Annotated in this window: 15 protein-coding genes; 3 read left to right on the forward strand and 12 right to left on the reverse strand. The window is 66.5% G+C overall.

Annotated elements, in window-relative coordinates; all coding sequences use genetic code 11:
- Positions 1 to 409: 409 nt before the first annotated feature.
- Positions 410 to 2,203 (reverse strand): ATP-binding response regulator, encoded by a 1,794-nt coding sequence (locus AACL56_RS24110; RefSeq protein WP_339092317.1) that lies wholly within the window; start codon positions 2,201 to 2,203, stop codon positions 410 to 412.
- Between the two features lie 8 nt (positions 2,204 to 2,211).
- On the reverse strand, positions 2,212 to 2,928 hold the full coding sequence (locus AACL56_RS24115; RefSeq protein ID WP_425337076.1) for a response regulator transcription factor: 717 nt from the start codon (positions 2,926 to 2,928) through the stop codon (positions 2,212 to 2,214).
- A 185-nt stretch (positions 2,929 to 3,113) separates the two neighbouring features.
- On the opposite strand from AACL56_RS24115, the gene AACL56_RS24120 reads away from it, so the two are divergent.
- Entirely contained in the window at positions 3,114 to 3,578 is a 465-nt protein-coding gene (locus AACL56_RS24120; RefSeq protein ID WP_339092318.1) for a DUF962 domain-containing protein, read from the forward strand.
- A gap of 98 nt (positions 3,579 to 3,676) precedes the next feature.
- Entirely contained in the window at positions 3,677 to 4,618 is a 942-nt protein-coding gene (gene rpoH, locus AACL56_RS24125; RefSeq protein WP_339092319.1) for an RNA polymerase sigma factor RpoH, read from the forward strand.
- A 46-nt stretch (positions 4,619 to 4,664) separates the two neighbouring features.
- Here the strand turns inward: rpoH and AACL56_RS24130 are convergent, their stop codons facing one another.
- The 6 genes from AACL56_RS24130 to AACL56_RS24155 are packed head-to-tail and all read right to left on the reverse strand — an operon-like array spanning position 4,665 to position 9,837.
- Positions 4,665 to 5,501 (reverse strand): DNA alkylation repair protein, encoded by an 837-nt coding sequence (locus AACL56_RS24130; protein ID WP_339092936.1) that lies wholly within the window; start codon positions 5,499 to 5,501, stop codon positions 4,665 to 4,667.
- A 14-nt stretch (positions 5,502 to 5,515) separates the two neighbouring features.
- Entirely contained in the window at positions 5,516 to 6,127 is a 612-nt protein-coding gene (locus AACL56_RS24135; protein ID WP_339092320.1) for an SCO family protein, read from the reverse strand.
- Between the two features lie 10 nt (positions 6,128 to 6,137).
- Positions 6,138 to 7,043, reverse strand: a complete 906-nt coding sequence (gene cyoE / locus AACL56_RS24140) for a heme o synthase (RefSeq protein WP_339092321.1) — start codon at positions 7,041 to 7,043, stop codon at positions 6,138 to 6,140.
- Positions 7,044 to 7,072: 29 nt separating this feature from the next.
- Positions 7,073 to 8,299 carry a COX15/CtaA family protein gene (locus tag AACL56_RS24145; RefSeq protein ID WP_339092322.1) on the reverse strand — a complete coding sequence of 409 codons (1,227 nt, stop codon included), beginning with the start codon at positions 8,297 to 8,299 and terminating at the stop codon, positions 7,073 to 7,075.
- Between the two features lie 10 nt (positions 8,300 to 8,309).
- Positions 8,310 to 8,990: a hypothetical protein gene (locus AACL56_RS24150; RefSeq protein WP_339092323.1), complete on the reverse strand. Its 681-nt coding sequence runs from the start codon at positions 8,988 to 8,990 to the stop codon at positions 8,310 to 8,312.
- Complete coding sequence (locus tag AACL56_RS24155) at positions 8,977 to 9,837, reverse strand: SURF1 family protein (protein ID WP_339092324.1); 861 nt, start codon at positions 9,835 to 9,837, stop codon at positions 8,977 to 8,979. The genes AACL56_RS24150 and AACL56_RS24155 overlap by 14 nt, the downstream gene beginning before the upstream one ends.
- A 27-nt stretch (positions 9,838 to 9,864) precedes the next feature.
- On the opposite strand from AACL56_RS24155, the gene AACL56_RS24160 reads away from it, so the two are divergent.
- Positions 9,865 to 10,095 carry a twin transmembrane helix small protein gene (locus AACL56_RS24160; RefSeq protein WP_339092325.1) on the forward strand — a complete coding sequence of 77 codons (231 nt, stop codon included), beginning with the start codon at positions 9,865 to 9,867 and terminating at the stop codon, positions 10,093 to 10,095.
- 74 nt (positions 10,096 to 10,169) lie between these two features.
- On the opposite strand, the gene AACL56_RS24165 is transcribed toward AACL56_RS24160, so the two are convergent.
- The 4 genes from AACL56_RS24165 to AACL56_RS24180 form a co-directional block, all read right to left on the reverse strand.
- The gene (locus AACL56_RS24165) at positions 10,170 to 11,051 is read right to left on the reverse strand and encodes a cytochrome c oxidase subunit 3 (RefSeq protein WP_339092326.1); all 882 of its coding nucleotides are present in this window, start codon (positions 11,049 to 11,051) and stop codon (positions 10,170 to 10,172) included.
- Between the two features lie 80 nt (positions 11,052 to 11,131).
- The gene (locus AACL56_RS24170; protein ID WP_339092327.1) at positions 11,132 to 11,344 is read right to left on the reverse strand and encodes a DUF2970 domain-containing protein; all 213 of its coding nucleotides are present in this window, start codon (positions 11,342 to 11,344) and stop codon (positions 11,132 to 11,134) included.
- Positions 11,341 to 11,967, reverse strand: coding sequence for a cytochrome c oxidase assembly protein (locus tag AACL56_RS24175; protein ID WP_339092328.1), 627 nt, complete (start codon positions 11,965 to 11,967; stop codon positions 11,341 to 11,343). Before AACL56_RS24175 ends, AACL56_RS24170 begins: the two co-directional genes overlap by 4 nt.
- A gap of 33 nt (positions 11,968 to 12,000) precedes the next feature.
- The gene (locus AACL56_RS24180) at positions 12,001 to 12,114 is read right to left on the reverse strand and encodes a cytochrome oxidase small assembly protein (RefSeq protein ID WP_019656111.1); all 114 of its coding nucleotides are present in this window, start codon (positions 12,112 to 12,114) and stop codon (positions 12,001 to 12,003) included.
- Position 12,115: the final 1 nt, after the last annotated feature.

A 12,115-nucleotide genomic window follows, 5' to 3' on the forward strand; every position in this document is an offset into this window, starting at 1 on the left:
TCTCGTACAGGAAAGTGTTCGTGGCCGGCGCCGGGGCGGGCGCGGGCGCAGGCGGTTCGGCCGGCGGCGGAGGAGCGGGCGGAGCGGGGGCGCCGGCGGGACGATGTTGCCGATGGGCGCGAACGAAGCGCCGTTGTCGCCACCACCGCCGCATGCCGCGAGGGCGAGCGTGGCAGCCACTGCAGCGGCCACGGCCGCGAGCTTGAAATTCATTGGGAAAAAACCTCCGGGATCGATATGTTCTGGTCGCGCCGAAGGCATCCGGAAGTGCTCCGGCTGCCAGCGCCCAGCGAAGGTAAATGCAGAAGAAAACGTTCGCCAGTGCCGAAAGTCACTTCAACTGACGGCTATGGCTTTCATCAGGCATCAAGTTAATACAAACGAATTCAAATTCCTGAAGGGCAGGACATCATCTGGCGCCCGCCTCGGTCATGGCGCGCAGCAACGATTCCGCGGCCACCGGCTTGAACAGCACGGGCACGCACGACTCTCGCACGCGCTGCAGCCGCTCGGGCGAGGTCTCGCCGGTGATGAGCAGAAGTGGCGTGGCGGCGCCGGTTTCGTCGCCCTGGCTCAGCCGCAGGCCCGCGTCGAGCCCGTCGGCGCCGTCGGCCAGGCGGTAGTCGCACAGCAACAGGTCGAAGGGCCGCCCCTCGGCAGCGGCCCGGCGCAGCGCCGCGGCGGCGGCTTCCTCGCTGTCGACGGCATGGGCGTCGACAGCATGAGAGCGCAGCAGGCCGGTCATGGCTTCGCGGATCTCCTGTTCGTCGTCGAGCAGCAGCACGCGCCCGGGAAGCGCTGTGGGTGGCTGGCGGAAGCCGGCGGGCGCGTCCGCCACACTCGGCACGGCCGACAGCCTGCCATCCGGTGTTCCGACAGCCGGAACCACCACGCGGAAGAAAGTGCCACGGCCGGGGCGCGAATGCATCCGGACCGGATGGCCGAGCAGGCGCGACAGACGCTGCACGATCGACAGCCCGATGCCGAGCCCTCGCGAGCGGTCGCGGCCTGGGTTGTTGACCTGGTAGAACTCCTCGAAGATGCGGCCCGACTGCTCCGGGGCGATGCCGATGCCGCTGTCGCGCACCTCGATCCATACCGCGTCGCCGCGCGCGCGGGCGGCGACGGTCACGCCGCCGCGCGCCGTGTACTTCAGCGCGTTGTCCATCAGGTTGGACAGCATGCGGTGCAGCAGTTGCGGGTCGCTGTGGACCCACAGACCGCTGGCGCGCACGCGCAGCTGCAACTGCTTCTGCTCGGCGCGCGCGGAGAAGGTGTGGTTGAGCGGCAGGAACAGCGCATCGAGCTGCACCGGCTGCGGCGCGGACGTGATCACGCCTGCGTCGAGGCGCGAGACGTCGAGCATGGTGTCCAGCGAGGCGCCCAGCGCATTCACCGCCCGCATCAGCCGCTCGGCGTTGCGCCCCTCGGGGCGATGGCGCAACTCGTTCTCGAGCGCCGCACCGAACAGCGCGATCGCGTGCAGCGGCTGTCGCAGGTCGTGGCTGGCCGTACCAAGGAAGCGGGTCTTTTCCTCGCTGGCGCGCTCGGTGGCGGCGATCTGCTCGCCGAGCCGCACGGCCAGCGCCTCGTTCTCGAAACGCAGCTTGAGCGACTCTGTCAGCAGCTTGTGCTGGCCCGTGCCGGCGTGCAGCGTGAGGAGCAGATAGGCCGCACCGGCGGCCGCCAGGAACAGGTGAAGCCCGTCGCCCTGCCAGGCCAGCGCGGTGATCATGCCCAGCGACATCGGCATGGTGTAGCCGAACAGCGCGGGCTTCAGCGGCCAGAGCGACTGCGCCGCCCGCGCGCAGCTGCCGACGATCACGGTCATCAGCAGCGAGGTCATCGGCAGGTTGTTGTGCGGCACGATGAGCCAGGGCACCACGGCCGTGACCATGCTCACGAGCGTCACCATGCGCGAGATCTTGCGCGCCCAGTAGGCGCTTTCGCGCGCCGGCCGATCGGGCGTCCAGCGCGGCGTGAACAGCACGTAGATGTCGGCCGTGAGCAGTGCGCCCAGCCAGAACAGCAGGCTCGGGTCCTTCAGCTGCGAATAGATGATGGCGCCGAACACGATCACGAAGACCATGTGGGTCAGCGTGGAGGCGATGTAGGTGCTGTAGACCGACGCGATGTTCTCGCGCAGCACCCGCTGCGCAAGGTCGTGGTCGGCTGGGGGATCGCTCGGCGCCGCGGCTGGCACGCGCTGGATCAGTGCAGCATGCTGATCAACTGGGCGCGCGAACGCATGCCGAACAGCAGCAGGATGGTCGATACGTGGTTCTTCACCGTGCCTTCGCTCAGGTTCGCGAGCTGCGCGATTTCCTTGTTGGCCTTGCCCTCGAGCACCCACTGGAGCACCTGCATCTGGCGCGGCGTGAGTTCCTGCCAGGCGCTGGCATGGGCGAACTCGGCATAGCCGGCGAGCGACTTGGACACGGGCGGGGGCGGCAACTCGGCCGCACCGGCAGCAGGATCGAGCAGGCCGCAAGCGCGGATGAAGCTCACCACTTCCTTCAGGTCGGCCGATTTCGGCAGGAAGGCGGCCGCGCCCAGCGCGAGCACCCCCTGCGCCAGCGCATTGTTGCCGGTGCCCGAGAGCACCACGATGCGCGCACCGGGAAACCGCAGCCGGAACTCTGCCAGGCCGCTCAGGCCGTGCGTGTCGGGCAGCGCCAGGTCGAGCAGCACCAGCCCGATCGCCGCCTGGTGGGTTTCGTACAGCGCCAGGGCATCGGCGACATTGCCGGCCTCGAACACGTCGATGGTCGCGCCGGAGGACGTGGCCTGCGCCTGCACCAGCGCGCAGACACCGAGGCGCAGCAGGTCGTGGTCGTCGACGACCAGGATCGCCGTGGGGGCGCGGGGAGCGGCGCCGGCCTCTTCGGTCGTCCGCAGGGAGGTGGCTGGGGTGTCTGTAGGTACCACGTGCACGATCTTAGCGGCGGTCACATTTTTTGACAGTGCTGAAAGTCATGGGATGCGCGGTGGTTGTAGTGCTTATTGCTAGTTTATTGATAGCAATTTCACATGGAATGCACCCTTGCCATCGCGCTTTTCTGTGGGCACCATGAAAGCATCGCCGCATCGAACGGCACCTCAGGAGACTTCGAATGGCCCACACCGCCGCTGCCCCGCTGGAAACCAGCAGCCGCAAGGTCGACCGCCTGCTCGCCCATTACGAGGAGAGCCACCGCAATCCGACCAACGAGCTGATTCACTTCGTGGCCATCCCGGCCATCATGCTGAGCATCGTAGGGCTGCTGTTCGCCATCCACCCATGGGTTGCCTACGGGTTCGTGGCTGCCAGCCTGATCTATTACGCGCTGCTGCGCTCGCCCGTCTTCCTGCTGACCATGGTGCTGCTGACAGCCTTGGCCCTGGCTTTGGTGCATGCAATGGGCAGACTTGTATTGCCGGTTTCAGCCGCTATCTTTGTAATGGCCTGGATCTTCCAGTTCGTGGGCCACAAGGTCGAGGGCAAGAAGCCTTCCTTTTTCGAAGACATTCAGTACCTGTGGGTCGGCCCGCTGTTCGTGCTGTCCAAGCTCTTCCTAAGACTTGGCATACGCTGGTAGCTTTCGGCTATCCAGGCGATAGGATTTCAAGGGAACCCCGGGCTTAGCACTCCTTCTAACCGAGTGCTAATATGGCCAACACAAAGGAGTTTCCCCTGATGACAACGCTGTCTGGAGTCTCTGCCAACCAGCTGGCCGTCGCCAATCCATGGTCGATGGTTCCCCCGCTGGGCAACCTGGATGCCTACATTTCGGTCGCCAACCGCCTGCCGATGCTCACGCTCGAAGAAGAGCAGGGCTTCGCACGCAAGCTGCGCGACCACAACGACCTCGAATCCGCCGGCGCGCTGGTGCTGTCGCACCTGCGCCTCGTGGTTTCCATTTCCCGCCAGTACCTGGGCTACGGGCTGCCGCACGGCGACCTGATCCAGGAAGGCAACGTCGGTCTCATGAAGGCTGTGAAACGCTTCGACCCGGACCAGGGCGTGCGGCTCGTGAGCTATGCGATGCATTGGATCAAGGCCGAGATTCACGAGTACATCCTGAAGAACTGGCGCATGGTCAAGGTCGCGACGACCAAGGCTCAGCGCAAGCTGTTCTTCAACCTGCGCTCGATGAAGCAGGGCTTCAAGGCCGACTCGGCCGCGGCCGACAACGGCACGCACCGCGAAACGTTGAGCCCCGACGAGGTGTCACAGATGGCGACCCGGCTCAACGTCAAGCCCGAGGAAGTGCTCGAGATGGAAACCCGCCTGTCGGGCGGTGATGTCATGCTCGATCCGGGCCCGACCGACGACGGCGACGAGGCCTTCGGCCCCATCGCCTACCTGGCCGACGCCACGCAGGAGCCGACCGCGCTGCTCGAATCGCAGCAACGCGACCGCCTGTCGAGCGATGGCATCGCCACCGCGCTCGAAGCGCTTGACGACCGCAGCCGTCGCATCGTGGAAGAGCGCTGGCTCAAGGTGAACGACGACGGTTCGGGCGGCATGACGCTGCACGACCTGGCCGACGTGTACGGCGTAAGCGCCGAGCGCATTCGCCAGATCGAGGTCGCCGCCATGAAGAAGATGAAGAAGGCCCTGGCCGACTACGCGTAACCCTTCGTCGACCCGAAAGCAGGAAGCCCGGCAATGCCGGGCTTTTTCATTTGGACAGCGTGCGCAGCGCGCGCTTCACGATGTACCGGGTCTCGGGCGCGTCCGATTCGGCCAGCCACCGGCCACACAGCGTGTCGACCCATTCGGGGCGTGTCTTGCTGGCGTCGTTGAGCCAGTTGGCCACCGAGTTCTGGACGTAGCGGCTGGGGTCGGCGCGCAGCGGCTCGAGCAGCGGCAACGCGCGCCACGGCTCGTTCTTGAGCGCCTCGATCTGCGCGCACCACACGCCGCGCGGGCGAGTGAGTTCGCTGGCGAAGCGGCGGATGTTCGGGTCGGCATCGACCACCCACGGCCGAAGCAGCGCCAGGGCCCGCTCGAGCGACGCGATCACCGCATCGCGCACTGCCATCCATGCGATCTCGCGCACGCCGAAATGCGGATCGGCGGCAAAGCGCCGCACCGCTTCGAGTTGCGCGGGCAACGGCAGCCCCGACAGCGTGACCCACTGCGCCGCCCAGCAACGCGCAACATCGCTCGCGTGCGTGGCCAGCTTGTGGGCCACCGCATCGCGCTCGCCGTGCAGCGCGGTCAGGTCGTAGAGCGCACGTGCAATGTGGCCGTGGCGTTGCATCGGCTTGAACGCGGCGAGCATCGCCAGCGTGTCGGCGAGCCGTTCGCTCTGGGCATCGAGGCCGATGTGCCCCGCCACGCTGCGCGCCAGCCGAGGCAGTTCCAGCGCCAGGAACTCGTTGAGGTTCACGGTCTCGAGCAGTCCGTCGTTGAGGGCCTGCATCACCTCCGGCGGAATCAGTGCGACACGGAAGGCGCCCTTGCGCCCTTTCAGGTGCTCGACCGAGCCGGCGACCATCACCACTGCATCCATCACGTGCCCGCGCCTCAGGAAGCGAGCAGCGTCTTCAGGTCCGCCACCATCGGCGCCACGCCCGCGCCGTAGCGCGCATAGAGCCGCAGCCGGCCCTGCGTGTCGTAGACGTAGCTGGCCGCCGAGTGGTCCATCGAGTAACTCGTGGGCGTCTTGCCATCGACCTTCTTGTAGTAGACCTTGTAGTCCTTGGCGACGGTGGCCAGTTCGTCCGCTGTCGGGATCAGCGCGACGAAGCTCGGGTCGAACGCACCCATGTAGGCCTTCAGTACCTCGGCCGTGTCGCGCGCCGGATCGACCGTGATGAACAGCACCTGCAGCCTGTCGCCGTCCTTTCCGAGCTGCTGCTTGACCTGCGCCATCTCCGTCATGGTGGTCGGGCAGACGTCGGGGCACTGTGCGTAGCCGAAGAACAGCACCACCGCCTTGCCCTTGAAGTCGGCCATGGTGCGGACCTTGCCATCGGCATCCTTCAGCGAGAAGTCCTTGGCATAGTCGGCACCGGTGATGTCGACGGCATTGAAGTTCTGCTTGCTTTCGCCGCAGCCCGCGAGGCCCAGCGTCGCGGTCATGCCCAGCCAGCCGGCACCCGCGGCCATCCATCGAAGAGCGTTGCGCTTGTTCATGAAGACGTGATCAGTGAAGGTAGTGATCGACCAGCAGCGCGAGAAAAAGCACGCTGAGGTGGATCAACGAAAAACGGAAGGTCTTGCGGGCCAGCGTGTCCGAGTAGCTGCGCCACAGGGCGAACGCATAGCCGGTGAAGCCGACGCTCACCGCCACCGCCACCGCCAGATACAGCCAGCCGCTCATGCCGTAGATGAACGGCATCAGGCAGGCCGCGAAAAGAATGAAGGTGTAGAGCAGCACCTGCAGTCGCGTGAACTCGTTGCCGTGCGTCACCGGCAGCATCGGCAGGCCGGCCTTGCGGTAGTCCTCCACGCGGTACAGCGCCAGCGCCCAGAAGTGCGGCGGGGTCCACAGGAAGATGATGAGGAAAAGAATCAGCGCCTCGGGGCCCACGTCGCCCGTCATCGCGGCCCAGCCCAGCACCGGCGGCATGGCACCCGAGGCCCCGCCGATCACGATGTTCTGCGGCGTGAGCGGCTTGAGGATGACCGTGTAGATCACCGCATAGCCCACGAAGGTGGCAAAGGTGAGCCACATGGTGAGCGGGTTGACAGTGAACCACAGCAGTGCCGACCCGATGGCGCACAGCAGGGCCGAGAACAGCAACGCCTGCAGGTCGCTGAGCTCGCCGCGCGCCGTGGGCCGCCAGGCGGTACGCTTCATCTTGGCGTCGATGCCCTTCTCGACCAGGCAGTTGAACGCCGCCGCCGCGCCCGCCACGAGCCAGATGCCGATGCAGGCCAGCACGGCGCGCTGCACGTCGGCCCACGAAGGCAGGCCGGGCACGGCCAGCACCATGCCGATGAGCGCGCAGAACACGATCAGCTGCACCACACGCGGCTTGGTCAGCGCGTAGAACTGGCGCAGCACGTTCGCGGTGCTGCCTTGCTGAACGGAAATCGGGGTGCTCATTGAGAAACCTTCGCGCTGCGCATTGCGGCTCACGCAGCGGCCTTTCGTGGATTGTTGTTGTCGTGGCCGGCAGGATCGGGATCGGCATGCACCGCGTGTCGTACCGCCATGCCGCGGCGGCTCTCGCAGAGAGACCAGGTGAGCACCACGGCCAGCGCTGCAGCACCGCCGGTGTGGAGCACCGCAGCGGCCAGCGGCCAGCCCAGCAGCACGTTGCCCAGGCCCGTGGCCAGCTGCAGCAGCGCCAGGCCCGCGAGCCAGCGGGCTTGCGGGCGCAGCGCTTCGATGCGGCGCAGGCGCCATGCCAGCGCGCCGAGAGCTACGAACACCGCGTAGGCCATGAGCCGGTGCGTGTAGTGAATGGCAGTGAGGGCGGAAAAATCGAGCGGCTGGCCTTCGCCGGTCACGCCGAGGTGGCGCCAGATCTCGAAGCCCTGCGCGAAGTTCATCGCGGGCCACCAGCTGTCCTGGCAGGTCGGGAACTGGGTGCACGCCAGCACCGCGTAGTTTGTGCTGACCCAGCCGCCCAGCGCGATCTGCAGCACCAGCAGCACGGTGGTCGCGATGAGGCCGTTGCGCAACGCGGGCGACACGGGCGTCGGGAGGCGATCTGCGGCGGCCTGGCGATAGTGAACGGCCTGGATACACAGCAGCGCGAGCAGCACGATGGCGCCGAGCAGGTGAAGCGTGACGATCGCGGGAAAGAGCTTCCAGGTGACCGTGAGGGCGCCGAATGCGCCCTGCAGGCACACCCACACCAGTGTGGCCGCTGGCCACCAGGCACTCAGCGTGGCGTGGTGCTCGCCATTGTTCGAAGGCGGCGGCGCGCGACGCTGGCGGCGTCGAACGATCCAGGTGGCACCGGCGAGCGTGAGGATCAGCACGCCGACGCCCGTCGCCAGGTAGCGGTGGACCATCTCGACCCACGCCTTGCTGTGCGTCACCGGCCCGGTCGGCTGGGCCGCTTGCGCCATCGCGATCTCATGGCGTGCCCCAGCCGGGCTGGCGTTGCCGTAGCAGCCGGGCCAGTCGGGGCAGCCAAGGCCCGAATCGGTGAGGCGCGTGAAGGCGCCGAACAGCGTCAGGTCGAAGGTGAGGAAAAGCGTAAGCACGGTCAGCGCGTGCAGCCGCCGCGCCGGGCCAGCGCCCGCATTGCGGCGCCACACCCACACCAGCGGGCCGAGCGCGATCAGCACACCTGCGGCCATGAGCCAGGCGATGGGCGTCAGATCGTAGAGCGAGCTCGATGCGTCCATGCGGTCGGTCTCAGCGGCCCGGCTCGTCCCACGACGCCGAAGCGCGCAGCAGTCGATCGAGGTCGCGCTTGGCGCGGCTGGCGCCGGCGGCGTCCATGCGCGCAGGGAAGCGCATCATCCAGTTGCCCATCGGGTCGACCACGTACAGGTGCTCCGCCAGCGTGTGGCCCTGCACGGGCGCGAGCCACCTGGCCAGTTGGTCGGCCGGCACGCGCAGCACGGTCGCTCCGTGCAGGCCGTTGTTCAGGCGCTCGGGAACGGGCGCGGCGTCGCTCACGAGCCAGACGCGGTCCATGCGATCCTTCTCGCGGCCCAGACTTTCGCGCAGCTGGCGCTGAAGGTACAGCTGCTGCTCGCACAGCGCGTCGCAGGCCGCGTCAGCCACCGCGACCAGCAGCCATTGGCCCTTCAGCGTGGCGATGTCGACCGGCGCGCCATTGCGGTCGGTCGCGGTCAGCTTCGGCAGCTCGCGCTGCGGATCGATCAACTCGCCATAGACGCTGCGGCCCTCGGGCCGGATCACGTAGTAGGTGAAGTAAGAGGCAATGACCGGCGCCGCGCACATCAGCATCACGGCGATCATCTTCCAGCGACCGACGACCGTGCGTCGGCCCTCCGCGCCGTCGAGCGCCTGGTTGGGCGACGGCATCGAATGCACCGTCAGGCCCACCGGCTCGTCAGAAGCGGCCATCGCGTGCGCGGCGCCTCGCGCGGCGGAAGGGTGTGATGAATTGGAACCAGACATAGAGGATGACGACGAGGGCCGACAGGCCAAACCACTGGAATGCGTAACCGTAGTGCCTCTCCAGCCCGAGCGCTGGGGCCGGCCAATCGCGCTGCAGGCCCTCGGAGGCCGCGCCGTTCTGCTGCAGCGACACGTCCGTGCGCAGCGGCAGCTTGGTCTCGGCGCGGAAGGCCTCCAGGTCGAGATTTTGCCGGATGGGCGAATACCCTTCGACGGCCGGTGTCGGCCCCGTCGGCGCGGAGGCGGCTGGTGCCGGAGGCGCGGCCGCGGAAGCAGCCTGTGCCGGCGCGGTCGCGGCGCTGCCCAGTTCAAGCAGGTGACTCGGCGGCGGCTCGATCAGCGCAGTGACCTCCACGATGCCCGCGGGCGTCTCGACCGCGCCCAGTTGCGTGCGGTCGACGAAGTTCCGTTGTATCCAGCCGCGCTGCACCATCACCGTCTGCTCGGTACCCTCGAGCGCGAACGGCGTCAGCACGTAGAAGCCGGGCGTGCCGTGCATCTGGCGATTGTCGAGGTACACGGTTTGAGGCGTGAGCCAGAGTCCGCGCAGGCGCACCGGGCGATGCATGGCGTCGGAGGCCTTGCCCAGCGCGAGGAACTCGGCCTGCGTCAGCGGCGGCTTGAGCTTTTCGGCGTCGATGCTGGCCTGCAGCGCCTCTTTTTGCGCAGCGCGCGAAAGCTGCCAGCGGCCAAGCGATACGGTGCCGGCCACCGTCAGCACGGCAGCAAGGGTGATCACCCAGAAGCGGCCCGGACGGCGGCGTTCTTCGGGGTACAGGGGTTCGGGAATCACTGGAGTGGGCGAGGCCGGCGGCCGATAATGCGGGTCATGAAATACTTCGTCGCCCTGGTGTTCGTGGGCATCTTCGCGAGCCTCGCGTTTGCCCTGTACTTCATGCTGAAGGACGGGCGCAACGGGCGCGCCAAGAGCGGCGGCATGGCGCGCGCCCTCACCGTTCGGATCGGCCTCTCGGTGTTTTTGTTCCTCTGCATGCTGCTCGCCTGGAAACTCGGGTACATCCAGCCAACCGGGCTCCCGCTCGGCAAGTAGATGGTGCTCGTTCCACGAGAACCATGAAAAAGGCGCCTTCCGGCGCCTTTTTTGTGGAATGCCGTGGGGTTCGCTCAAAGCCAGTAAACCAGCAGATAGAGGCCGAGCCAGACCACGTCGACGAAGTGCCAATACCAGGCCGCGCCCTCGAAGCCGAAGTGGCGCTCCGGCGTGAAATGGCCCTTGCGCAGCCGCAGCGTGATGAACAGCAGCATGAGCATGCCGATGAACACATGCAGGCCGTGGAAGCCGGTCAGCATGAAGAAGGTCGAACCGTAGGTGCCGGAGCTGAGCTTGAGGTTCAGTTCAGTGTAGAGGTGGTGGTACTCGTAGCCTTGCACGCCCAGGAAGATCACGCCCAGCAGCACGGTGAGCCACATGAAGCGGATCGTCTGCGCACGATGGCCCGCGCGCAGTGCATGGTGGGCGATGGTGAGCGTCACGCCGGAGCTCAGCAGCAGCGCGGTGTTGATGGTCGGCAGCCAGAACGGTCCGACCGTCTGGAACGGCTCGACGATGCCGGCCGGCGAACCCGTGACGCCCGCCGCGACGCTGGGCCAGACGGCCTTGAAGTCGGGCCAGAGGATCGCGTTGTCGAGGCTGCCGAGCGTGGGCAGTGCATGGGTGCGGGCCCACCACAGCGCAGTGAAGAACGCGCCGAAGAACATCACTTCCGAGAAGATGAACCAGCTCATGCTCCAGCGGAACGAGAGGTCGATCTTGTGGCCGTACTGGCCGCTTTCGCTCTCGCCGATGGCGGCGCGGAACCACACGAAAAGCGTGCCGAGCCAGATCACCATGCCCACCAGCAAGGACCATGCGCCCCATTGATGGCCATTGATCCACTGCGCGGCGCCCAGGATGACGAAGAACAGGCCGATCGCGGCCGAGACCGGATAGGCCGACGGTCCGGGCACGAAGTAATAGGGCGTGGTGCCGTGGGTGGTTGAACTCATATCAGCTCCTGGCATTCTTTCTTCTTTCGATTCAGTGAATTCTGCTTGTCGTGGATTGCTTACTGCTGCCTACTGCCTCGTCAGGCCGATGCTGCCACATGGCGCACCAGGAGAACCAGCCCGACCACGAAGACGATCACGGCCACGAACGCCACCGCGATGATGTGCAGCGGATTCAGCTTGCCCAGGTCTTCTTGGTAGGCGCTGTTCTTGCGCACGCCGAAGAACGACCACGCCACCGCCTTCACCGTGTCCCACAGCGAAGCCTTCGGCCGGTTCGGCGAACCGTTCACGAGCGCGGCTCATCGGCAGTGCCCGAAACGGCGGCCACGGGTGCCGCGGGTGTCTTGCCCCCCACCTCGAAGAAGGTGTACGAGAGCGTGATGGTCTTCACGTCCTTGGAAATCTTGGGATCGATCACGAACGCGACCGGCCACTGCTTCTTCTCGCCCGGATCGAGGGTGTACTGGTTGAAGCAGAAGCACTCGAGCTTGTTGAAGTACGGCGCGGCCTGCTGCGGCGCGTAGCTCGGGATGGCCTGTGCAGCCATGCGGCGGTTCTGCACGTTCTGGAACTCGTACATCACCGTGTTGAGCTGGCCCGGGTGCACCTGGATGGTCCGCTCCGCCGGCTTGAAGTCCCACAGGCCGCCACGCACGTTGGAGTCGAACTCGACGGTGATGGTGCGGGTCATGTCGACCTGCGTGTTGTCGGGCACGCGCACATTCTTGCCTCCGCTCGCACCGCCGGGCACCTCGAGCTCGGAGAGCGCGAGGATGTTGATGCCGGTCATCTCGCAGATCGCGCGGTACATCGGCACCAGTGCATAGCCGAAGGCGAACATGCCGCAGGCCACGACGGCCAGCTTGCCGACCATGCGGACATTGGCGCGCCGGATGCGTTGACCGAGGCTCATGCTGCTGCTCCCGTTCGTTGCGAGGGTGGCGGTTCAGCGGCCGCTGAACCAGACCATGCGGACGATGAAGCCGATGAAGAACACCACCGCGATCGAGGCCAGCGTGAGCCCCATGCGGCGGTTGTTCCTTTTCTGTTCGGGGGTCATC

The sequence above is a fragment of the Variovorax paradoxus genome (assembly GCF_902712855.1).
GTDB lineage: Bacteria > Pseudomonadota > Gammaproteobacteria > Burkholderiales > Burkholderiaceae_C > Variovorax > Variovorax paradoxus_Q.